Origin of the sequence: Streptomyces sp. KM273126 (assembly GCF_004337435.2) — a bacterium.
Lineage (GTDB): Bacteria > Actinomycetota > Actinomycetes > Streptomycetales > Streptomycetaceae > Streptomyces > Streptomyces acidicola.
In genome coordinates this window covers 1,487,575-1,509,461 of sequence record NZ_SJXB02000002.1, presented here as the reverse complement: position 1 = coordinate 1,509,461, position 21,887 = coordinate 1,487,575, and the positions used below count along the sequence as shown (strand labels likewise).

Annotated in this window: 21 protein-coding genes and 2 pseudogenes; 9 read left to right on the top strand and 14 right to left on the bottom strand. The window is 71.7% G+C overall.

What is annotated here, in order from left to right; all coding sequences use genetic code 11:
- Positions 1–82: 82 nt before the first annotated feature.
- A pseudogene (locus E0500_RS45620) lies at positions 83–201 on the bottom strand (IS630 family transposase); the annotation flags it as partial.
- Between the two features lie 2 nt (positions 202–203).
- Here E0500_RS45620 and E0500_RS44560 point away from each other — a divergent pair.
- Positions 204–347, top strand: a pseudogene (locus E0500_RS44560) (MBL fold metallo-hydrolase); the annotation flags it as partial.
- 184 nt (positions 348–531) lie between these two features.
- Here E0500_RS44560 and E0500_RS37280 read toward each other — a convergent pair.
- Genes E0500_RS37280 through E0500_RS37270 form a run of 3 tightly spaced genes read right to left on the bottom strand, consistent with a single transcriptional unit; the run spans position 532 to position 3,549 of the window.
- Positions 532–2,028: a tripartite tricarboxylate transporter permease gene (locus tag E0500_RS37280; RefSeq protein ID WP_131561510.1), complete on the bottom strand. Its 1,497-nt coding sequence runs from the start codon at positions 2,026–2,028 to the stop codon at positions 532–534.
- Position 2,029: 1 nt separating this feature from the next.
- Positions 2,030–2,569 (bottom strand): tripartite tricarboxylate transporter TctB family protein, encoded by a 540-nt coding sequence (locus E0500_RS37275; protein WP_131561512.1) that lies wholly within the window; start codon positions 2,567–2,569, stop codon positions 2,030–2,032.
- Positions 2,566–3,549 (bottom strand): tripartite tricarboxylate transporter substrate binding protein, encoded by a 984-nt coding sequence (locus E0500_RS37270; RefSeq protein WP_165934920.1) that lies wholly within the window; start codon positions 3,547–3,549, stop codon positions 2,566–2,568. The genes E0500_RS37275 and E0500_RS37270 overlap by 4 nt, the downstream gene beginning before the upstream one ends.
- A 292-nt stretch (positions 3,550–3,841) precedes the next feature.
- On the opposite strand from E0500_RS37270, the gene E0500_RS37265 reads away from it, so the two are divergent.
- Entirely contained in the window at positions 3,842–5,494 is a 1,653-nt protein-coding gene (locus E0500_RS37265; protein WP_131561516.1) for an ATP-binding protein, read from the top strand.
- A gap of 23 nt (positions 5,495–5,517) precedes the next feature.
- Complete coding sequence (locus tag E0500_RS37260) at positions 5,518–6,237, top strand: response regulator (RefSeq protein ID WP_399121048.1); 720 nt, start codon at positions 5,518–5,520, stop codon at positions 6,235–6,237.
- Between the two features lie 33 nt (positions 6,238–6,270).
- Here E0500_RS37260 and E0500_RS37255 read toward each other — a convergent pair whose 3' ends face one another.
- Both E0500_RS37255 and E0500_RS37250 read right to left on the bottom strand, forming a co-directional pair.
- A complete protein-coding gene (locus E0500_RS37255) occupies positions 6,271–8,658 on the bottom strand; it encodes a phosphoketolase (RefSeq protein ID WP_131561520.1) in 2,388 nt (795 codons plus the stop codon).
- Positions 8,659–8,697: 39 nt separating this feature from the next.
- Positions 8,698–9,603, bottom strand: a complete 906-nt coding sequence (locus tag E0500_RS37250; RefSeq protein ID WP_131561522.1) for a universal stress protein — start codon at positions 9,601–9,603, stop codon at positions 8,698–8,700.
- A 190-nt stretch (positions 9,604–9,793) separates the two neighbouring features.
- On the opposite strand from E0500_RS37250, the gene E0500_RS37245 reads away from it, so the two are divergent.
- Together E0500_RS37245 and E0500_RS37240 are read left to right on the top strand one after the other, a co-directional pair.
- Positions 9,794–10,258, top strand: a complete 465-nt coding sequence (locus E0500_RS37245; RefSeq protein WP_131561524.1) for a cyclic nucleotide-binding domain-containing protein — start codon at positions 9,794–9,796, stop codon at positions 10,256–10,258.
- A gap of 43 nt (positions 10,259–10,301) precedes the next feature.
- On the top strand, positions 10,302–10,967 hold the full coding sequence (locus E0500_RS37240; RefSeq protein ID WP_131561526.1) for a CBS domain-containing protein: 666 nt from the start codon (positions 10,302–10,304) through the stop codon (positions 10,965–10,967).
- Positions 10,968–10,998: 31 nt separating this feature from the next.
- Here the strand turns inward: E0500_RS37240 and E0500_RS37235 are convergent, their stop codons facing one another.
- The 3 genes from E0500_RS37235 to E0500_RS37225 all read right to left on the bottom strand — a co-directional run bounded on the left by E0500_RS37235 (position 10,999) and on the right by E0500_RS37225 (position 14,112).
- Positions 10,999–12,450 carry a VWA domain-containing protein gene (locus E0500_RS37235; protein WP_131561527.1) on the bottom strand — a complete coding sequence of 484 codons (1,452 nt, stop codon included), beginning with the start codon at positions 12,448–12,450 and terminating at the stop codon, positions 10,999–11,001.
- Positions 12,447–13,340 (bottom strand): MoxR family ATPase, encoded by an 894-nt coding sequence (locus E0500_RS37230; RefSeq protein WP_131561529.1) that lies wholly within the window; start codon positions 13,338–13,340, stop codon positions 12,447–12,449. Before E0500_RS37230 ends, E0500_RS37235 begins: the two co-directional genes overlap by 4 nt.
- A gap of 115 nt (positions 13,341–13,455) precedes the next feature.
- Positions 13,456–14,112 (bottom strand): TetR/AcrR family transcriptional regulator, encoded by a 657-nt coding sequence (locus tag E0500_RS37225; RefSeq protein WP_131561531.1) that lies wholly within the window; start codon positions 14,110–14,112, stop codon positions 13,456–13,458.
- A gap of 128 nt (positions 14,113–14,240) precedes the next feature.
- Here E0500_RS37225 and E0500_RS37220 point away from each other — a divergent pair, with 128 nt between their 5' ends.
- Together E0500_RS37220 and E0500_RS37215 are read left to right on the top strand one after the other, a co-directional pair.
- Positions 14,241–14,801 (top strand): NAD(P)H-dependent oxidoreductase, encoded by a 561-nt coding sequence (locus tag E0500_RS37220; RefSeq protein ID WP_131561533.1) that lies wholly within the window; start codon positions 14,241–14,243, stop codon positions 14,799–14,801.
- A gap of 182 nt (positions 14,802–14,983) precedes the next feature.
- Positions 14,984–16,129, top strand: coding sequence for a cation diffusion facilitator family transporter (locus E0500_RS37215; protein WP_131561534.1), 1,146 nt, complete (start codon positions 14,984–14,986; stop codon positions 16,127–16,129).
- Between the two features lie 39 nt (positions 16,130–16,168).
- Here E0500_RS37215 and E0500_RS37210 read toward each other — a convergent pair whose 3' ends face one another.
- From E0500_RS37210 to E0500_RS37200, 3 genes are all read right to left on the bottom strand, one after another.
- Positions 16,169–16,726, bottom strand: a complete 558-nt coding sequence (locus E0500_RS37210) for a YbaK/EbsC family protein (protein ID WP_131571992.1) — start codon at positions 16,724–16,726, stop codon at positions 16,169–16,171.
- 42 nt (positions 16,727–16,768) lie between these two features.
- The gene (locus E0500_RS37205; protein WP_131571991.1) at positions 16,769–17,341 is read right to left on the bottom strand and encodes a helix-turn-helix domain-containing protein; all 573 of its coding nucleotides are present in this window, start codon (positions 17,339–17,341) and stop codon (positions 16,769–16,771) included.
- Between the two features lie 173 nt (positions 17,342–17,514).
- On the bottom strand, positions 17,515–18,318 hold the full coding sequence (locus E0500_RS37200) for an acyltransferase (protein WP_131571990.1): 804 nt from the start codon (positions 18,316–18,318) through the stop codon (positions 17,515–17,517).
- 105 nt (positions 18,319–18,423) lie between these two features.
- On the opposite strand from E0500_RS37200, the gene E0500_RS37195 reads away from it, so the two are divergent.
- The gene (locus E0500_RS37195; RefSeq protein WP_131571989.1) at positions 18,424–18,954 is read left to right on the top strand and encodes a gamma carbonic anhydrase family protein; all 531 of its coding nucleotides are present in this window, start codon (positions 18,424–18,426) and stop codon (positions 18,952–18,954) included.
- A 28-nt stretch (positions 18,955–18,982) separates the two neighbouring features.
- On the opposite strand, the gene E0500_RS37190 is transcribed toward E0500_RS37195, so the two are convergent.
- Together E0500_RS37190 and E0500_RS37185 are read right to left on the bottom strand one after the other, a co-directional pair.
- Positions 18,983–19,633 (bottom strand): DedA family protein, encoded by a 651-nt coding sequence (locus E0500_RS37190; RefSeq protein WP_131571988.1) that lies wholly within the window; start codon positions 19,631–19,633, stop codon positions 18,983–18,985.
- Between the two features lie 72 nt (positions 19,634–19,705).
- Positions 19,706–21,262, bottom strand: a complete 1,557-nt coding sequence (locus E0500_RS37185; protein WP_131571994.1) for a carboxylesterase/lipase family protein — start codon at positions 21,260–21,262, stop codon at positions 19,706–19,708.
- 150 nt (positions 21,263–21,412) lie between these two features.
- Between E0500_RS37185 and E0500_RS37180 the strand changes: the two genes are divergently transcribed.
- The gene (locus tag E0500_RS37180; RefSeq protein WP_258573751.1) at positions 21,413–21,829 is read left to right on the top strand and encodes a hypothetical protein; all 417 of its coding nucleotides are present in this window, start codon (positions 21,413–21,415) and stop codon (positions 21,827–21,829) included.
- The last annotated feature ends 58 nt before the right edge of the window (positions 21,830–21,887 follow it).

Genomic DNA, 21,887 nt, shown 5'->3' with positions numbered 1-21,887 from the left:
CCAGGAACTTCCTGAACTCGGCGGCCCGGTGGCGTCGGTGGAGGGATCCGGTCACCTTGCGCATCATCGAGAGCACGGGCTAGGACCGGTCCAGGGCCTGGACCTGTGATTTCTCGTCCACGCACAGGATCAGGGCCTTCTCCGGCGGGTCGAGGTAGAGCCCACGACTTCGCGGACCTTGTCGATGAACAGCGGGTCCGTGGGCCTCGCGTCGCAGGCTGCTCGGCTCGGTCGCCGACACGGACACCCTCGTCCTGGGCACCCACTTCGCGCCGCCCACCGCCGGCCACGTCGTCAGCCATGAGGGCGCCTACCGGCTCTCGCCGGTCCCCGCCGACTCGCACTGACCCGAGCAGAGCCCTGGTCTGTCGCAGTTTCGGGATGCTGTCCGACGTCGGCGCACGCCTCACCCGCCTCACGAGTTTCACCCGCCTCACGGGCACGGCGCCGGGGGACTCCCGGGCCGCGCACCGTGACGGCGGGTGAGGCGTGGGTCGGCGTGGTGGCTCGCCCGGCCGGGGCACTGCTGCGTCAGGGGCTCGCCACGCGGTTGCGCGTGACCGCCTTCTTCAGCAGGGGCCAGGCCAGCAGCAACACGATCACCGCGTACACGGTCACCGAGAAGGGCGTGTTGACCAGTCCGGTGACACTGCCGTCGCTGATCTGCAGGGCGCGCCGCAGCTGTTGTTCGGCGTTGGGGCCGAGGATCACACCGATGACGGCCGGGAGCACGGGCAGCCCGTAGCGCCGCATGCCGAAGCCGATCAGGCCGATGATCAGCAGGATGATCAGGTCGATCACCTCGCCGCCGACCGCGTACGCCCCGACCGCCGCGAAGAACATGATCCCGGCGTACAGGTACGGCCGCGGAATGCGCAGCAGCTTCGCCCACAGCGGCGCCAGCGGCAGGTTGAGCGCGAGCAGCAGCACCATGCCGACGAACAGGGAGGCGATCAGGCCCCACACCAGCTCGGGTTCACGCTCGAACAGCAGCGGGCCGGGCTGGATGCCGTACTGCTGGAAGGCGGCCAGCATGACGGCCGCGACCGCGGTGGTGGGCAGGCCGAGGGTCAGCATGGACACCAGCGTGCCCGCCGCCGAGGCCGACGCCGCCGACTCCGGTCCCGCCACACCTTCGATGGCGCCCTTGCCCCACTCGTCCTTGTGCTTCGACAGGCGCTTCTCCGTGACGTAGGAGAGGAACGTGGGGATCTCCGCGCCGCCCGCCGGGATCGCGCCGAACGGGAAGCCGATGAACGGGCCGCGCAGCCAGGACTTCCAGGTCCGCTTCACATCGCCGCGGCCGAGCCACGGACGGCCCACCGGGATCGGCTCGCCCGTCGTGCGCCGCAGGTGGGCGGCCACCCACAGGGCCTCGCCGATCGCGAAGAGGCCGACCGCGACGATCACCACGTCGATGCCGTCGGCGAGCTGGAGCGAACCGAAGGTGAGGCGCTGCTGCCCGGTCATCTGGTCGAGGCCGACGAGGCCGATCGTCAGGCCGATGAGCAGGGACGCGAGGCCGCGGATGCGCGACGAGCCGAGTACCGACGTCACGGCGATGAACGCGAGCACCATGATGGCGAAGTAGTCGGGCGCGCCGATGTCCACCGCCAGGTCGGCGACCGTCGGTGCGAGCGCGACCAGCAGGATCGTGCCGACCATGCCGCCCGCGAAGTGGCCGATGGCGGCGGCCGCGAGCGCCTGTGCGCCGCGCCCCGACTTGGCCATGGGGTTGCCCTCCATGGCCGCGACCACGGCCGCGCTCTCGCCAGGGGTGTTGAGCAGGATGGAGGTGGTCGAGCCACCGAACATCGCGCCGTAGTAGATGCCCGCGAACATGATGAACGCGGCGACCGGGTTGAGCCCGTAGGTCACCGGCAGCAGCAGCGCGACCGCCATCGCGGGGCCGATGCCGGGCAGGACACCGATCGCGGTGCCGAGCAGCACGCCGAGCGCCGCCCACAGCAGGTTGACCGGACTGAGGGCCGTGCCGAAGCCGTCCAGGAGGGAGTTGAGGGCATCCATGTCACAGCACTCCCATCAGGGGACCGCCTGGCAGCGGCACTCCGAGCAGGTTGTTGAAGGCGGCGTAGGTGGCCAGGGAGAGGACCGCCGCGATGAGCGGATCGCGGTCGAAGCGGCGGCTGCCGAGAGCGAACGCCGCTCCCCAGAACAGCAGCGCTCCCGCCACGGGGAAGCCGAGGGGGTTGATGAGGACGGCCGCGCCGAGGAAGACCCCGGTGAGCAGGGCCACGGTGCGCCAGTCGGCGGGTTCGGACAGGTCGACGTCCTCACCGGACTCGGCCTGGCCGCGGCCGCCGCGCAGCACGTCCAGGGCGAGCAGGGCGGCGATGACCAGCAGTCCGGCGCCGACCACGATGGGCACGGTCCGCGGTCCGACCGGACCGCGCTGGGCGATGTCGACGTCCATGGTGAGCGCGTCGGTGAGGACGAGCACGCCGAGGGCCAGCAGCAGGACGCAGACGCCGAGTTCGGAGTGGTCGCGCAGCCAGGAGCGGCGCTCGGTCGCGGGTGCCGGGGAGGTGCCGGTCGATTGCGTCGTCACAGCCCGAGCTCCTTCAGCACCGAAACCACACGCTTGTCCTGGGCCTCCAGGAACTCGCCGAACTTGTCACCGGTGAGGAACGCGTCGTCCCAGCCGTTCTGCTTCATGGACTTCTGCCACTCGGGCGAGTCGTGGAGCTCCTCTATCAGCCGGGTGAGCTTGTCGCGCTCGCTGTCGGTGAGGCCGGGCGGGGCGACGATGCCGCGCCAGTTGGTGAAGTTCACGTCGTAGCCCGCCTCTTGGAGCGTGGGCGCGTCGAGACCGTCGACGCGTTCGGGGCCGGTGACCGCGAGGAGGCGCAGCTCACCCGCCTTGATCTGGTCGAGGTACTCGCCGACGCCCGAGACGCCGAAGGCGACCTTGTTGCCGAGGATCGAGGCGAGCAGTTCGCCACCGCCGTCGAAGGGGACGTAGTTGACGTCCTTCGGCGCGATCCCGGCGGCCCGCGCCATCAGCATCGGTGCAAGGTGGTCGGGCCCACCGGGCGACGAACCGCCTCCCACCGGGAGCTTGCCGGGCTTCTCCTTCCAGGCGCCGATGAGGTCGTCGATCGTCTTGTACGGGGAGTCCTTGGCGACCACGACGACGTCCTGCTCCTCGGTGAGCCGGGCGATCGGAGTGGTGTCGGCGAGGGTGCTCGGCGCGTCGTTGGAGCGGACGGCGCCGACGACGCCGAGGCCCATGGACATCGCGAGCTTGCCGTTGCCGTGCTCGCTGACCAGCCGGGTCAGACCGACGGTGCCGCCGGCACCGGGCAGGTTGAACACCTCGATGTTGTGGGTGAGCCCGGCGTCCTCGGCGTTCTTCGCTGCCGTACGGGCCGTGATGTCGTAACCACCGCCGGGTGTGTTGGGGACCATGAAGCGCAGGCCGGGTATCTGCGTGCCGGTCTCGGAGCCACTGCCCGTGGTCAGCAGCGGCGGACCTACGAGTACCAGCACGGCGGCCCCGACCAGGGCGAGAGGGGCGCGCAGGCGCACTAATGCCACCACCTGTCTGAAATTGTTGTTGCGGGTACGGGACCCCTGTGGGGGGAGGGTGATGTGCGCCACATCGTGCCCGCACGTCGGCGGCCTGTCTCTCTTGCGGAACCAACGGAGGTTGTGTTCTTTGCGGTCGGGACGTGCGGCCGTGGGGCGGCAGGTTACCGGGGGCGCGCGTGCCGGAACAGTCCCCGCAAGTCTCTTTCCTCCACCGCAGGCGAGGGCCATGATGGGGCGACTCGGCAGATGAGCCGCCCGGGTCGTGTCAGTGGTGGAGATTGAGTCAACTGTGGTCGCCACGTTTCGTCGCCATACCCTCGCGGGCCAGATGCTGGTGCTGCAGCTCGCCATCGTCGTGGTGGTGCTGTTCGCCGTCGCCGCGGTCTCGCTCGCGCAGTCGGAGGCCACCTTCAACCGGGTCGAGGGCCGCCGGGTCGCCGCGCTGGCCGAACAGCTGGCCGCCAATCCCCTCGTACGGAGCCAGCTCACGCAGCCGGGTCCGCGGGAGGCACTGGACGCGCTGGTGGAGTCCACCCGGGTGCAGTCCGGGGTCACGTCCGTCACCGTGGCCGTCACGGACGGCCGTATCGTCAGCTCGACGAATCCCACGGTGGTCGGCGACCGGATTCCGCTGGGGGCCGGAGTCGCCACGGGCCGTGGCTGGTCCGGCTCGCTTACCTGGGACGACAGCCATGAGCTGGTGGCGCAGGTGCCGGTGCTCGGGGCGCTGGAGGAGAACCTCGGGCAGAACCTGGGCACCGTCATGATCGGCGAGGCGTCCCCGACGGTGTGGCAGCGGCTCAGCGGGGCGTCCTCGTATCTGCTGGCCTATCTCGGCATCGCCAGCGGACTGGGTCTCGCCGGCTCCTGGCTGCTGTCGCGGCACGTCAAGCGGCAGACCCTGGGTCTGGAGCCACGCGAGATCGCCGGTCTCGCCGAGCACCGGGAGGCGATGCTGTACGGCATCGCGGAGGGCGTGGTCGCCCTGGACCCGGGGTCCCGGCTCACCCTGGTGAACGACATGGGCCGGCGCCTGCTGGACCTGCCCGAGGACTGTGTGGGCAAGAGCCTGTCCGACCTCGGTATCGAGGGGCGCCTGCGGGACGTCCTGGTCGGCGCCCGCGACAAGTCGGCGGATCCGCGGGACGCGGTGGTCATACGGCACGGGCGGGTGCTCGTGATGAACCGGATGACCGTCACCAAGGACGGCCGCCTGCTCGGCTCGGTCACCACGCTGCGGGACCGTACGGAACTGGCGCGGCTGGAACGGGAGATCGGCTCCTTCCGCAGCTCCTCCGAGCTGCTGCGCGCCCAGGCCCACGAGTTCGCCAACCAGTTGCACACCATCTCCGGGCTGATCCAGATCGGCGAGCAGGACGAGGTGGTGCGCTACATCCGCGCGCTGAACCAGCACCGCCAGTCGCTCGACATGACGCTGACCCGCCGGGTGCGGGACACCGCGGTCGCCGCCCTGCTGATGGCGAAGACGTCCCTCGCGGCCGAGCGGAAGGTCACCCTGCGTATCTCGGACGACACCGCCCTCGGCCGGCTGGCACCGGAGGACGCCGCCGACGTGGCGACCGTGGTCGGCAACCTGGTCGACAACGCCGTCGACGCGGCCACCGGGGGCGAGTACGCCGACGGGGAGGCGGCCTGGGTGGAGGTCGAGCTGCGGCAGGACGCCGCCAGCGTGGAGATCGTCGTCCGCGACTCCGGCCCCGGCATCGCACCCGAACTCGCCCACGAGGTCTTCGTGCACGGCTTCACCACCAAGGCGGCCGAGGAGGGCGAGCGCGGTATCGGCCTCGCCCTCACCCGGCTCGTCTGCAAACGCCGCGGCGGGGAGATCGCCGTGGCCAACACACCCGACGGCGCCATGTTCACCGCCCGCATGTCCGTGAGCCACCCCACCGGCGCCGTGGCGGAAGGAGCGCCCCGATGAGCTCGTTGCCCGCGACGATTCCGATGATCGGCACGAACCACATGAACAGCACGAACACCGCGAACAACGCCATCGATGTGCTCGTCGTCGACGACGACTTCATGGTGACCCGGGTCCACCGCACCTTCGTCGAACGCGTCCAGCCGTTCCGCGTGGTCGGCACGGCCGGCACCGGCGAGCAGGCGATCGCCGCGGTCGACGACCTCCGCCCTGACCTGGTCCTGCTCGACCTCTACCTCCCGGACATCTTCGGCCTGGACGTCATCCCCCGGCTGCGCACGGCCGGGCACGACTGCGACGTCATGGTCATCAGTGCCGCCCGCGAGGCCGACGCGGTGCGCGGCGCCGTCCGGCACGGGGTGGTGGACTACCTCCTCAAGCCCTTCGAGTACGAGGACCTGCGCGTCCGCCTGGAACGGTACGCCGCGCAGCGCGGCCGGCTGCTCACCACCGTCGTCCGGGGCCAGGCCGACGTGGACCGCGTCCTGGCCGGAGCGTTGGCGCCGAGCCCCGGCAACGCCCTGCCCAAGGGCCTCAGCGTGGAGACGGCCGACCTCATCGAACGGGCCCTCCGCGACACCGACAGCACTCTCTCCGCCACCGAGTGCGCGACCGCCACGGGCATCTCCCGCGTCAGCGCCCGCCGCTATCTGGAGTACTTCCACGCGGCCGGCAGCGCCGACGTGTCCCTGCGCTACGGCGCGGCCGGCCGCCCCGAGCGGCGGTACAGCTGGCGCGGGTGAGGAGCCACGGAAGCATCCGGCCGGGCGCCGGGTTCAGCCGGCCCACGTCCACTCCGCCACCTCCGGCAGGTCCGTGCCGTGCTCGCGGATCCAGGCGTGGTGCCGGGTGCGGGCGTCGGCCATGCGCTGGCGTACGGCGGCGGCGCGGACACCGAGGCCGGGGACCCGGTCGATCACGTCCATGACCAGGCGGTAGCGGTCGAGGTCGTTGCGGACGACCATGTCGAACGGGGTGGTCGTGGTGCCCATCTCCCGGTAACCGCGCACGTGCATGTTGCGGTGGCCGGTGCGGCGGTAGGCGAGGCGGTGGATCAGCCACGGGTAGCCGTGGTAGGCGAAGATCACCGGCTGGTCGGTGGTGAACAGTCCGTCGTACTCGAAGTCGGGCATCCCGTGCGGGTGGTCCTCGCGCGGCAGCAGCCGGGTCATGTCGACGACGTTGACCACGCGCACGGCCAGTTCCGGGAGGTGGCGCCGCAGCAGGTCGGACGCGGCCAGCACCTCCTGGGTGGGCACGTCGCCCGCGCAGGCCAGGACCACGTCGGGGTCGCCGTCGCCGTTCTCGGTGCCCGCCCAGTCCCAGATCCCGGCGCCGCGGGCGCAGTGGGCGCGGGCCTGGTCCAGGGGCAGCCAGTCGAAGCAGGGCTGCTTGCCCGCCACGATCACGTTCACGTAGTCCCGGCTGCGCAGTGCGTGGTCCGTCACGGACAGCAGGGTGTTGGCGTCCGGCGGCAGGTAGACGCGCACGACCTCGGGGCTCTTGTTGAGGACGTGGTCGACGAAGCCGGGGTCCTGGTGGGAGAAGCCGTTGTGGTCCTGGCGCCAGACGTGGGAGGTGAGCAGGTAGTTGAGCGAGGGGACCGGGGCCCGCCACGTCAACTCCCGTGATGTCTTGAGCCACTTGATGTGCTGGCTGACCATGGAGTCGACGATGTGCACGAACGCCTCGTAGCAGGAGAACAGCCCATGCCGTCCGGTCAGCAGATACCCCTCCAGCCAGCCCTGGCAGAGGTGCTCGGAGAGGATCTCCATGACCCGGCCGTGCCGGTCCAGGTGCTCGTCGACCTGGATCGTCTGGGCCTGCCATGCCTTGCCGCTGGCGGCGAAGACCGCGTCCAGCCGGTTGGAGGCGGTCTCGTCGGGGCCGACCAGGCGGAAGTCGCGGCGGGTGGCGGTGTCCCGCATGATCTGCGCGAGGAAGCCGCCGAGGACCCGGGTCGGTTCGTGCAGGGTCACGCCGGGCTTGTCGGCGGGCACGGCGAAGTCGTCGAGGGGCGGCAGCGGCAGTTCACGGGTCCGCAGTCCTCCGTTGGCGTACGGGGTGGCGCCGAGGCGCCTCGCGCCCTCGGGGACGCAGGCGAGCACGTCCGCGGTGGGACGGCCCTCGGCGTCGAAGAGCTCCTCGGGGCGGTACGAGCGCAGCCAGGCCTCCAGCTGCCTCCGGTGCTCCGGGTTCTCGCGGACACCGGCGAGCGGCACCTGGTGGGAGCGCCAGGTGCCCGCCACCGGCTCCCCGTCCACCCAGGCGGGTCCGGTCCAGCCCTTCGGTGTGCGCAGCACGATGACGGGCCAGTGCGGGCGCTCGCTCCCCCGCTCCTGACGTGCCGTGCGCTGCAGCAGCGCGATGCGGTCCAGCGACCGGTCGAAGGCCTCGGCCAGGGCCCGGTGGATCTGGACGGGGTCGTCGCCGGTGACGTGGATGGGCTCGTGGCCGTATCCCTTGAGGAGTTCGTCGAGTTCGGGCTCCGGGAGCCGGGCCAGCACGGCCGGGTTGGCGATCTTGTAGCCGTTGAGGTGGAGGATCGGCAGGACGGCACCGTCGTACACGGGGTCGAGGAACTTGTTCGCGTGCCAGGAGGCGGCCAGCGGCCCGGTCTCGGCCTCGCCGTCGCCGATGACACAGGCGACCAGCAGGTCCGGGTGGTCGAGGGCGGCGCCGTACGCGTGCGCGAGCGAGTAGCCGAGTTCGCCGCCCTCATGGATCGAGCCCGGCGTCTGGGGCGCGATGTGGCTGGGCACCCCGCCGGGGAACGAGAACTGCCGGAAGAGCCGCGCCATGCCCTCGGCGTCACGGGTCACGTCCGGGTACGTCTCGCTGTAGCTGCCCTCCAGCCAGGAGTTCGCGAGGACGGCGGGTCCGCCGTGGCCGGGTCCCCACACGCAGAGCGCGTCGAGACCGCGGGCCTTGATCACCCGGTTGAGGTGCGTGTACACGAGGTTGAGCCCCGGTGACGTGCCCCAGTGGCCGAGGAGCCGCGGCTTGATGTGGGCGCCGGTGAGGGGCTCGGTCAGCAGCGGGTTGGCCAGCAGGTAGATCTGTCCGGCGGTGAGGTAGTTGGCGGCCCGCCAGTGGGCGTCCAGGGCACGCAGTTCCCCGTTGGTCAGGGTGGTGCGGCGGTCCTGGTGCGGGGTCTTCGGCATGGGTGACTCCCTGGGGCGTCGACGGGTCCTCGGACGGGGTCAGCCGTGCGCGACGACGGCGACGGGGGCGGTGGCGTGGTGCAGGACGGCGTGGGTGACGGGCCCGATGTGGGCGCCGATCGGGGAACGGCGGACACGGCGGCCGACGACCACCAGGGACGCCTCGCGGGACGCGTCCACGAGGTGGTGGGCCGGTTTGCCGGGCCGGGAGTCCTCGACGACCTCGACGGAGGGCAGCTTCTGCCGCCAGGGGCGCAGCACGTCGGTCAACGCGACGGCCTCCCACTGGCCCCGCTCGGCTTCGAGCCCCGGGTGCTCGGGGATGCCGTGCGCGAAGTGGGGCGGCGGACTCCAGCCGTGGACGACCTTCAGGGTCGTGTCGCGCCGGGCCGCCGCGTCGAAGGCGAACCCGATCAGTGTGTCGTCCGGGCTGTCGGTGTCGAGGCCGAGGACGACCGGCCGGTACGGGGTGTCGGCGGACGGGTCGCCCGCCGGGTCCCTCAGGTGCTCGTCGGTGGCCTGTTCCCCGGCGCGTACGAGCACGACGGGCACTTCCGAGTGCGCGACGACGGACTGGCCGACGGAGCCGAGCAGGAAGCCGCCGATGCCGCCCAGCCCGCGGGATCCGAGGACCAGGAGCTCGGCGTCCTTCGTCTCCTCGGTCAGCACTTCGGTGGCCGCGCCGAAGAACTGTCCGACGATCACCTCGACCCCTGGGTGGCGCCCCCGGATGCCGTCCGCCGCCTTACGGGGAACGCGATCCCTCCACTCGTGCTCGACGTCCGCGCCCAGCAGGGGAGCCCGCCCCATGGGTTCCGGCACCGGTTCCCAGACGTTGACCAGCCGCAGCGGCACCCCCCTGAGCCCGGCCTCACGCGCCGCCCACTCGGCGGCGGCCAGGCTCTCGGGCGACCCGTCGAGCCCGACGGTGACAGTGCGTGACATGGCGCGCACCTCCCAGTTCGGAGGACTGGTTCCAGCATCGCCGAGGGCGAGTACCCGCGCTCCGCGCGACAAGCCACGACGCGTCCGGAGCCGGGAAAGGGCCCGGGTCGGGGCCGGAAGCCCATGGCGAGGACGGGGGCGCAGAGCGACGCTGGAGGTGGCAGTTCTTACGCTCCGTGGAGGCACCGCCATGAACGCTCCCCCCGCCACCCCCATGTTCCGCGCACTCCCCGCCGAGCACCGCCGGCGCCTGTTGGCCATGGCCAAGCAGGTGTCGTTCCCGCAGGGCGCCCGGCTCTTCGAGGAGGAGGGTCGCGCGGACCGGTTCTGGGTCATCCGCACCGGCACGGTTGACCTCGACATGCGCGTGCCGGGACGTCGCGCGGCGGTGATCGAGACCCTGGGCATCAACGACCTGGTCGGCTGGTCCTGGCTGTTCGCCCCGCACACCTGGCACCTGGGCGCCGAAGCGACGAGCCCGGTCCGGGCGTACGAGTTCGACGCCGTGGGCGTGCGCGCCCTGTGCCGGGAGGATCCTGCGTTCGGGCTGGCCGTCTCCGAGTGGATCGGCAGCATCCTCGCCCACCGGCTGCGGTCGGCGCGGACCCGGCTGCTGGACCTGTACGCCCCCTACGGCAGCGGCGGCGGCCGCTGACCGCGACAGCTCGCACCACCTGGAACGCGTACTGGGAGTCACCGTGCACAGCACCCCCCGCATCGTGAGCGACGTGATGACCCACACGGTCGCGGCCGTCGGCCGTGGGGCGGGCTTCAAGGAGATCGTCCGGCTGCTGGAGCAGTGGAAGGTCAGCGCGCTGCCCGTCCTGGAGGGCGAGGGCCGGGTCGTCGGGGTCGTCTCCCAGGCGGACCTGCTGCCCAAGGAGGAGTTCCGCGACAGCGACTCGGACCGGCCTGTCGGGTTCGGCCGGCTGGCGGACCTGGTCAAGGCCCGGGCGGTGACGGCCGGGCAGCTGATGACCAGTCCGGCTGTCACCGTCCACGCGGACGCGACGCTCGCTGCGGCGGCCCGCACCATGGCGCACGCCAGGGTGAAACGGCTCCCCGTCGTCGACGACCACGGCATGCTGCAGGGCATCGTCAGCCGTGCGGACCTGCTCAAGGTGTTCCTCCGGGACGACGAGGACATCGCCGAGGAGGTGCGGGACGAGGTGGTCTCGTATCTCTTCCCGGCCCCGTTGGCTCCGGTCCATGTGACCGTCCACGACGGCGTCGTCCGAGTCACCGGCCGGGTCAGGGACATCGCGCTGATCCCCGTGGCGGTGCGCATGGTCCGCGCCGTCGAGGGCGTCGTGGACGTCGAGTGCGATCTGACGGGCCCGCAGCGCACCCCCGAGGCGTACTGACCGCGGCGGTGTCCGTCGCCCTGCCCTGACGTCACACGGGCAGCAACCGGGTCACCAGTTCCCCGAGACGCCGGGCGTTGGGGCATGCGTGCATGTCGACGACCTCCGCGTAGACGTGGGCCGCGGAGTCGCCGGTCCCCCAGTGGGCGGGTCCTTCGGGGTTGAGCCAGTGGACGCGGCGGGCGCGGGCGGCGATGCGGCGCAGGGCGGGCACGTTCGGGTCGAAGCCGTTGGTGCGGGCGTCGCCCAGGACGAGCACGGAGGTGCGCGGGCCGACCGCGTCGAGGTGACGCTCGGCGAACTCGCCCAGCGCGGAGCCGTAGTCGCTGCTGCCGTGCCAGCCGGACACGGTGGCCTCGGTGGCGATCCTGTGGCCGAGTCCGGCCGGGTCGGCTCCGCCCGTGGTGATGAGGTGGGTGACCTCGTCGACACGGTTGACGAAGGCGTACACGCGGACCCGGCTGAACTGGTCGCGCATCGCCTGGACGAGCAGCATCGTGAAGTTCGCGAACCCGGCGACCGAGCCGGACACGTCACACAGGAGCACGATCTCCGGGCGGGCGGGCCGGTGCCTGCGGTGGGCCGGGCGCAGGGGCACGCCGCCCGTGGACAGGGAGCGGCGCAGCGTACGGCGGATGTCGATCTGGCCGCGGGCCGCCCTGCGCCGGCGGGCGGCCAGCCGGGTGGCGAGCTTGCGGGCGAGCGGCTGGAGGGTGCGGCGCAGTTCGGCGAGCTGCTCACGGTTCGCGACGAGGAAGTCGACCTGGTCGGCGCTCGGGGCGACGCCCCGCCGGGCGATCTCGTCGGTGCCCCGGCGCTCGGCGACGCGTCGGCGCGCCTCGCCGCGCACCCGGCCGCGGAAGCCCTCGATGCGGCGGCGGATCTCGTCGGCTTCGAGCCGCTCGGTGAAGCCCCCCGATGCACCGGACCCACCGGACCCACCTGATCCACCCGATCCACCCGATCCGCCTGTGCGGCCGGACGCGAGGACGCGGGCCAGGAGCGTCTGGGGGCGGAGCCGGTCGAGTGTCTGGTGGGCCGACCAGCCGCCCGTGCCGGTCGAGCCGCTCGATCCGGTCGGGCCGGTCGATCCGTATCCGCCGAGCATGTCCACGGCCTCGCCCGCGAGCTGGGTCAGCGCGGGCGCGTCGTTCGCGGCCAGAGCCTCGGCGAGGCGGTCGCGCAACTCGGTCAGGTCCGCGGCGGGTGCGGCGCGCGTGGCCGCCAGCTCGCCCGTGCCGAGCGGGAAGTACAGGTCGAAGGTGGCGTCGAACACGGTGCGCTGCCGGTCGGCCCGCAGCAGCGCCGCCGCCAGACCCTCGCGGATCCGCTCCCGGTCGGCCAGGCCCAGCACCTGAAGGACGGCCGCCGCGTCCACGGTCTCGGCCGGACCGACCCGTATCCCGTGGCCGCGCAGTGCCCGTACGAAGGCGGTGAGCCGCTCGGGCAGCACGGTGCTCGCCGGGGCGCCCTGCGTGCTCATACCAGGGTCAACCCCTGGGCGGCCTTGGCGATGTCGTCCTGGTGTTTGAGGACGACGCCCAGGCTGTCGCGTACCACCGACTCGTCGAGGGTGTCCGCGCCGAGCGCCAGCAGGGTGCGCGCCCAGTCGATCGTCTCGGCCACCGAGGGAGCCTTGCGCAGCTCCATCGCGCGCAGGGCGGCGATCACGCGGACGAGCGAGTCGGCGAGCACGGCGTCCAGGCCGGGCACCTTCAGCCGTACGATCCGCTGCTCCAGCTCGGCGTCGGGGAAGTCGAGATGGAGGAACAGGCAGCGGCGGCGCAGGGCCTCGGAGAGCTCGCGGGTCGCGTTCGAGGTGAGGACCGTGAAGGGCCGCCGGGTCGCGGTGATCGTGCCCAGCTCCGGGACGGTGACCTGGAAGTCGCTCAGCACCTCCAGGAGGAGGCCCTCCACCTCGACGTCCGCCTTGTCGGTCTCGTCGATGAGCAGCACGGTCGGCTCGTCGCCGCGGATGGCGGTGAGCAGGGGCCGGGTGAGCAGGAACTCGTCGCTGAAGATGTCGGTGCGGGTGTCGTCCCAGCTCTCGTCGCGGCCGGCGGTGATGCGCAGGAGTTGCTTGGCGTGGTTCCACTCGTACAGGGCGCGGGACTCGTCGATGCCCTCGTAGCACTGGAGCCGGACCAGCCGCGCGCCGCCGACCCGGGCCACCGCCTTGGCCAGCTCGGTCTTGCCGACGCCCGCCGGTCCCTCCACCAGCAGGGGCTTGCCGAGCCGGTCGGCCAGGAACACCGTGGTCGCGACGGCGGTGGAGGCGAGGTACCCCGCCTCCGCCAGCCGTCCGACGACGTCGTCCACGGAGGAGAAGAACCCGGTTCCGTCGCCCCCCGGGCGGTCTTCGTGCTCGGCCATGTGCCCAACTCCCCCTCGCCCGGCGTGCGGTGCGTCGTCCAGCCCTGCGTGCGCTACGTACGCAAGTTACCAAGCGGTCACTTCTGGCGCGCCCCCGGCGGACCGAACGGCGCCGTCACTCCACCGCCACCAGACGCCCGACGAGGTCGCTCCACCCGGCCTCCAGCCGCTCCAGCGTCATCCCGCGGCGCGATATCAGGTGATCGACGAGGGTGATGTCCAGGTACCCCAGCAACGTCTGCGCCAGGAGCTCGATGTCGCCCCGGGCCCCGGCCCGGCGCAGGAGCATGCAGATGTGGCTCAGCCGGAGGAGGGTCGCCGGACTGGTGTGGTGGCGTGAGGCGTCCGCGCTGGCCGCCAGATACAGGTCGCGGTGGGCGTGGTCATGCCGGACCACGGCCGCACCGAAGGCCTTCAGCCGCTCGGTGGGGGGCGCGTCCGGGCCGAGGGGCGGCGGTCCGGTCAGGAAGGCGCTCTGCAGCTCCCGCTCGTGGTGGTCGAGGAGGGCGATGAGCAGCCCGGTGCGGTCGCCGAACCGCCGGAAGACCGTCCCCTTGCCGACCTCGGCGGCGGTGGCGACGCCCTCCATGGTCAGGTTGGCGGCCCCGCACTCCCCCGCGAGCCGCGAGGCCACCTCCAGCAGCCTGGTGCGGTTGCGCGCCGCGTCGGCCCGCAGTCGTGGTGGGTCGTCCGGGGTCGGTATGAGCTCCATGAGCCCGTCGAGGGGGTCGCGCTCCTGAGACACGGGAAGGTGCGGCAGCGGCTCTGTCATGGAGTGAGAGTAACGCTCGCCACAGACAAGTGGACCGCGGTCCGAATAGGTGCTACAAATTTCAACGGACCCCGGTCCGCTTAACCAGCCCCGCCCAGTCTCTCATTGCTTTTGCTAGGAGTCAGTTCATGTCCGTTCGCATCCTCGCGCTCGTCGGCAGCCTCCGCGCCGGTTCGCACAACCGCCAGCTCGCCGAGGCCGCCGCCAAGCACGCCCCCGAAGGCGTCGAGATCGAACTGTTCGCGGGCCTCGCCGACGTGCCGTTCTACAACGAGGACATCGACGTCGAGGGCAGCGTCCCCGCCGCCGCGGCCCGCCTGCGCGAGGCCGCCGGCCAGGCCGACGGCTTCCTGCTCTTCTCCCCCGAGTACAACGGCACGATCCCGGCCGTCCTGAAGAACGCCATCGACTGGCTGTCCCGCCCGTACGGCGCCGGCGCACTGTCCGGCAAGCCGGCCGCCGTGGTGGGCACCGCGTTCGGCCAGTTCGGCGGCGTGTGGGCGCAGGACGAGGCACGCAAGGCCCTCGGCATCGCCGGCGGCACGGTCCTGGAGGACGCCAAGCTCTCCATCCCCGGCTCCGTGACCCGCTTCGCGGAGACCCACCCGGCCGACGACACCGAGGTCGTCACCGGTCTGACCCAGGTCCTGGAGCAGCTCACGGCGTCCACGAACACTGCGGCTGCCTGATTCGACCACGGCCGCGTGATGCACCGGCCGTGACCCACGAACGGTTCCGGGCGGAGGCACGCACCCTCCGCCCGGAACCGTTTTCCGTAGTCCGGTCTCCGACGCGGCACCCAGGTCGAGTCAGCTGTCGGCCCCGCCCTCACTGTGCGACTGCACATCATGCGCAAGTGACAGGTGCATGCATGCGCTCATACGCACATAATGGCCGTAGGGGCACGAGCACGTCCACTCCCGCACACCGGAAGGGGAACGACGTGACCGACCACCGGAACGAACACGCCCGCGACCTCGGGTACGGGGACGGGCCTGCCCATCTCCGCGGGCACGACCACGGCCACTCCCCCGGCCCTCTCACCCGCGTCCGCCATCTCCTCACCCCCCACTCCCACGAGACCGCCGACAAGCTCGACTCCGCGCTGGAGTCCTCCGCTCGCGGCATGAGAGCGCTGTGGGTCTCGCTGACCGTGCTCGGGATGACGGCGGCGATCCAGGCGGTCGTGGTCGTGGTGTCGGGCTCGGTCGCGCTCCTGGGCGACACCGTGCACAACACGGCCGACGCCCTGACCGCCGTTCCGCTGGGCATCGCCTTCGTTCTGGGCCGCCGCGCGGCGACGCGCCGGTTCACGTACGGCTACGGGCGTGCCGAGGACCTGGCGGGCATCGCGATCGTGCTGACGATCGCGGCCTCCGCGGCCTTCGCGGGCTGGATGGCCGTCGACCGGCTGATCGCCCCGCGCCCGATGGATCACGTCCCGGCCGTCGCCGCGGCCGCGGTCATCGGCTTCCTGGGCAACGAGTGGGTGGCCCGCTACCGCATCCGCGTCGGCCGCGCGATCGGCTCGGCCGCGCTCGTCGCGGACGGACTCCACGCGCGGACGGACGGCTACACATCACTGGCGGTCCTGGTGAGCGCGGGCGGCGCCGCGCTCGGCTGGCACCTTGCCGACCCGCTGGTGGGCCTGGCGATCACGGCCGCCATCCTGATGGTGCTGCGCGACGCCGCGAGCGAGGTGTTCGGGCGCGTGCTGGACGCCGTCGATCCGGCGCTGGTGGATCGCGCCGAGCAGGCACTGCGGGACGTGCCGGGTGTACGGGAGGTGGGCGAGCTGCGGCTGCGCTGGGTCGGCCACCGGCTGCGGGCCGAGGTCGCGGTCGTCGTCGACGGCGACGTGACCGCACGTCAGGCGCACCGCACCGCCGTCGAGGCGGAGCACGCCCTGCTGCACGCGGTTCCTGGACTCACCGCGGCCCTGGTCCACGCGGACCCCGCACCGGCACCGGGCGAGGCGGACCCGCACCTCGCGCTGGCCCACCACACGGCGCCGTAGGCCCGCCGGCGCCCGCTCCCGCCCCCGCCCCAGTCCCCGTCAGGCGACCCCGAGCCCCTCCAGCACCACCGCGTTCGGCAGCTCCGCGAACGCCTTCCCGGGCACCAGCAGCTTCCCGCGCCGCCGGCCGCTGCCCACGAGCACGTACGGCAGGTCGACCACCGCGGAGTCCACCAGCACGGGCCACAGACCGGGCAGTCCGATCGGCGTGATGCCGCCGTACTCCATGCCGGTCTCCCCGGTCGCCGTGTCCATGGGGGTGAACGAGGCCTTGCGGGCGCCGAGTTGGCGCCGGACCGCACCGTTCACGTCGACGCGGGTCGTGGACAGGACGACGCACGCGGCCAGCGTCGACTCACCGCCCCGCTTGCCGGCGACGACCACGCAGTTCGCGGACTGTTCGAGCAGCTCCTGCCCGTAGTGCTGGACGAACACCGCGGTGTCGGCCCACTCGGGGTCGGTGTCGACGTACACGATCTGGTCGACAGGGACGCTGCCGCTCCAGTTCCGTACGGCCTCGGCGACCGGGGCGGTGAGGTCGTCCAGACTGTCGGGGGCGGGGGCCGCGTGGTCGAAGTGTCCGATGGGTGCGCGCATGACCGCACGCTAACAGGCCACGCAGGCGGGCAAGTCGGCGTCTCAGTGCACGGGCGGCACCGACACCGTCAGCACCATCTCCGTCGGGACGTCGCCCTGATTGCCGTACATGTGCGTGGCGTTGGCCTCGAAGGTGACGCTGTCGCCGGCCGGGACGCGGTACTCCGTGCCCTCGACGGTGAGCGTCAGCTCGCCCGCCGTGACATGGGCGATCTCGACCGTGCCGACGGGGTGCGGGTCCGACCGGCTGCTCTCGCCCGGCATCAGCCGCCACTCCCACATCTCCAGCGGGCCGGGCGCCTCGGTACCGGCGAGGAGCCTGCTGTAGCTTCCCGCGTCGGTGTGCCACAGCCGTACCACCTGCTTGGCCGGGACGACGCGGACCTTGGGCCCCTGCTCGTAGTCGAGCAGTGTGGTGATGCTGACGCCGAGGGCGTCGCCGATCTTGACGACGGTACCGAGGCTGGGATTGGTGCGGGCCTGCTCGATCTGAATGAGCATGCCGCGGCTGACTCCGGCCCGGGCGGCGAGCGCGTCCAGCGTGAAGCCGCGCTCGGCGCGCCAGCGCTTGACGTTTCGCGCCAGGGACTGGGTCAGCAGGTCGAGGTCCGACACATTCCGTCCAATATTCTGAATGAGATGGTCCAGCATGATGAACTACCGTGTAGTGCACCCTCTGTTCACCGCACTGTACTGCGACGCCCCCATGACAGCGCTGCTCGCAGTCCCTCACGGCGTCGCCGCCGACGGCACCTGAACCGGCCGGGGCCCACGACACTCCCCTGGGACTACGACTCCCCCTGCTGGGCCGGCTCCGCCAGCGCCTTCGCGGCCCCCTCGCCCAGTGCCCCCAGCGCCCGCAACTGCTCCGGCGTCACCCCGTCCGGGATCGGAACCGGTGCCGGCGTCCGCAGCGGAGGCTGCCAGCCCGCCATCGGGTCCCAGCTCCGTACGACCCTGGCGGGCGCCCCGGCCACCACCGAGCGGTCGGGCACGACACCCCGGACGACCGCGCCCGCGGCCACGACCACGTTCCGTCCGATCCGCGCCCCGGGGAGGATCACGGCGCCGGTCCCTATCCAGCAGCCGGGCCCGATCGACACCGGCTCCATGCGCGGCCACTGCTTGCCGATGGGCTCGTGGGGGTCGTCGTACGAGTGGTTCGTGGATGTCACGTACACGTACGGCCCGAAGTAGCAGTCGCTGCCGACGCTGACCGTGGTGTCGGCGATGACGTGGCTGCCGCGGCCGAGGACGACGCCGTCGCCGATGCGCAGGATGGGGTCGGGGCCGAGGTCGAGGTCGGGCATCAGCCCGGCGGTCAGCGTGACCTGCTCACCGACGATGCAGTGGGAGCCGAGGTGGATCCAGGGCTCGCCGAACACCGTGCCGAGCGGGAAAGCCAGCCTGGTACCTGTTCCTATCGCACCGAAACGGAACCGCCCAGGGCAATCGGCGGTCACGGAACCCGTGCGCTGCACCCAGGCCCAGCCCGCGTGGACGGCGCGCTGCGCCAGACGGCGACGCCGGGATGAGAACGTGTTCTTGCGCTCGGGCACCCGCTCACCGTACTCAGCGACAGCCGTGCCCATGAGGCCGTTCGGCTGTGATCTTCGCCCCACGGCGGAGGGCACCGATGGCTTACGGTGCCTCTACCGACGAGCCGACGAGCCGTCGAGACGAGGAGTGAGTGAACGATGACGCACGAGGCCCTGATCGCCGGCGTGGGCGGCAAGGACCCGAAGGTGGATCAGGCGGCGTTCGCGGCGCCGACGTCCGTGGTGCTCGGCGATGTGACGCTGAACCCGGAGGCGAGCGTCTGGTACGGCGCGGTACTGCGTGCTGAGTTCGAACCGATCGTGGTGGGGGCCGGGAGCAACGTGCAGGACAACTGCACGCTCCACGTCGACCCCGGTTTCCCGATCTCCGTCGGCGAGCGCGTCTCGATCGGGCACAACGCGGTGGTGCACGGGGCCACCGTCGAGGACGACTGCCTGATCGGGATGGGGGCGACCGTGCTGAACGGGGCGGTGATCGGCGCGGGGTCTCTTGTCGCCGCTCAGGCCCTTGTGCCCCAGGGCATGCGGGTGCCGCCGGGGTCGCTTGTCGCGGGGGTGCCCGCGAAGGTCAAGCGGGAGCTGACGGAGGAGGAGCGGGAGGGGATCGCGCTCAACGCGGCGGGCTACGTGGAACTGGCTCGGACGCACCGGGAAGCGCATGGGGGGTGACGGCATCGCCGAGTAGGGGCAGTGGCCTCTACTCGGCGGCCGGCACCGGCTCCGGGTCGGTCGCCGAGGCCTGGGCCTGCGTCTTCTTCGCCTTGCGCTTGAGGATCAGCATGGAACCCACACCGAACAGCACCGCCGCCACCAGCCCCAGCCACGAGAACCGCTTGAGCCAGGCCTCGGCGACCACACCCACGTAGTAGATGACCGCGGTCGTGCCGCCCGCCCACAGGATGCCGCCGAGGACGTTGGCGGTCAGGAACTTCCAGTACGGCATCCGGAGCACGCCCGCGAGCGGGCCGGCGAAGATGCGCAGCAGGGCCACGAACCGGCCGAAGAAGACGGCCCACATGCCCCACTTCTCGAAGGACCGCTCGGCGGTCGCGATGTGACCCTCGCTGAAGTGTTTGGGGAACTTCCCACCGAGCCAGGCCAGCAGCGGCCGCCCGCCCTTACGGCCGATCGCGTAGCCGATGGAGTCCCCGATGATCGCGCCCGCGGTGGCGCACGCGCCGAGGACGAACGGGTCGATCTCACCGTGCTGGGAGGCGAGCAACGCCGAGGAGACCAGGATGATCTCACCGGGCAGCGGGATGCCCAGGCTCTCCAGGCCGATGACCAGACCCACGAGCAGATAGATGCTGATCGGGGGCACCGATTCGAGCCATTCCTGGACGTGCAACGCCGCTCCTCCCATGGCAGTGGATCCTGCGTTTCCGGCGTGCGCCCGGCCATGGGCGCACGCCGGGGCAGCCTACCTGTTCACTGTGACGGCGGGGGCGTCCCAGAGGTTGCACTGGTGCTCACCGTGCACGGTGGTGCTCACCACGTTGCCGCCCGCCGAGGCCGTCCGCAGGGAGAGCACGGAATCGCGCCCGTCCGGCGGTGACGGCTGCCCTGCCGCACGCGGCACGCCGTCACGGATGAACGAGCCCCAGTACTGGATCATCTGCCGGGACAGCACCCGCTGCTCGGCGTTCAGCGGGGTGTCGAGGCCGAAGTGCTTGAAGAGGTACTGCACCTCGTTGACATGGGTCGCCCCGAAGTCGAAGTCCGTGCCGAGGTTCCGCAGCGACGCGAAGGGCGGTGAGGTGCGGTCGGCGAACTCGTACGCGTAGACCGGTCCACGGGCGGCGAGCACGTCGTCGAGCCGGAGCGCGGGGCAGGCGAACAGCACGTCGCCCATGGCGGCACCGAACCCGAGGGTCGGTGAGGGGTGCGACGTCAGCGGATAGCGCTCCAGGGCACGCTCACCGAAGGTCGCCCGCATGACGACGGGATACTGCTCGGCGGTGAGCGGGGTGCCGCCCGCGTCGAACTGCCCGAAGGCGAACAGCCGTCCCTCGTCCTTGTTGGCGCCGTTGAGGACGGGTACGCGGGCGGCCGCACCCTTGGCGAACGCCTCGGCGGGCTGGACGGGCAGGAAGTCGCCGCCGGCCACGGGTGCCCAGTCGAAGCCCGCCTGTGCGGCCAGGACCTCCTCGGCGGACTTGTCGCGCAGGCACGCCAGGCTCGCACAGCCGAGCTTCTCCATGAAGGCCGCGCCCTGGTCGGCCGCCTCGTCGTGGGCGCGGGCCGCGCAGTCGCCGTACGCGCCGCTCTGGATGATGCCGGCCCGGAACAGGCCCTTGCCGGCCGGGGAGGCCAGCTGGGAGCAGACCGAGCGGCCTCCCGCCGACTCGCCCGCGATGGTGACGCGGCCCGGATCGCCGCCGAAACGGCCGATGTTGGCGCGCACCCAGCGCAGCGCGGCCTGCTGGTCGAGCATCCCGAAGTTGCCCGAGACGCCATCGCGGGCCTCGGCGTCGAGTCCGGCCGTGGCGAGGTAACCCATGGCGCCCAGGCGGTAGTTGACGGTCACGACGACCGTGCCGGTCTGCCGGGCGAAGGCGTCCGGCACGACGTCCTCGCCGGCGCCCGCGGTGAGCCCGCCTCCGTGCAGCCAGACCATGACCGGACGGCGTACGGAGTCCTCGGGGACGTACACGTTGAGGTCGAGGCAGTCCTCGGTGAGGCTGGGCCGCTCGTAGCCCGGGTCCCAGCTCGCACCCTGTACACACCTGTTGCCGAAGTCCTCCGCGGCACGCACGCCCTGCCACGGGCGGACGGGTCGCGGGTCCTTCCAGCGGAGCTTCCCGACGGGCGGCTGGGCGTAGGGGATCCCGAGGAAGTGCCGTCCCTCACCGGTGGTTTCACCCCGGACCCAGCCCGCGTCGGTGCGTACGACAACAGGGTCCTGAGCCGCCTGGGCGGGCAACGGGGCCACGAGGGCGGCCGCAAGGGCCGTCAGCCCGGTGACGAGTCTGCGCATCGCTGGTCGGCGTAACACTTGATCACCTCCATGGTGGTACACGGTCGCGGATCTCGGACCGAGGCACCGACCGCAACGCAACTTGACAAGCCGTCAGAAACCATGGGTCCGGCGCGAAAGCTATGACCGGGAGTGACTCGTGTCAATGAAGTGAACAAGAGGAACCGCACGGACGGGGCGAACGGCGATCCCGTCCACGCGTCCACTCATGGTTCGTCGATCGCTCAGTGCTCTGCTCGCCGCGGTGGGTCCGCCCTCCTGGTGGCCCTCACTCCGCCCACCGCTCAGGCCGCTCCGTTCCAGGGCGGCAACTACGGGGCCTACGGGTTCGAGGGCCTGTACTCCACCCACGCGCGCTGCGCAGGCTCGTTCCGGCAGACAGGTCCCACCAGGTCGGCCGAGGGAATATCGCTGAAGTACTTCTACTCCGACCGCTGCGGGTCCTTCGCACGGATCGAGAACGCCCGTCAGAACTGTGCCGCGGCGCTGGAGCGTTCGAACGGCCGTGTGTCGCGCGCCCTGCCCGCCTGCGACGGTCACGCCCTGACCAGCACCGCCTGGTACTGACCAGCCCGGTACTGAACAGCAGGCTGAGCAGCAGGCGGGAGGCTGCCGGGACGGCTGG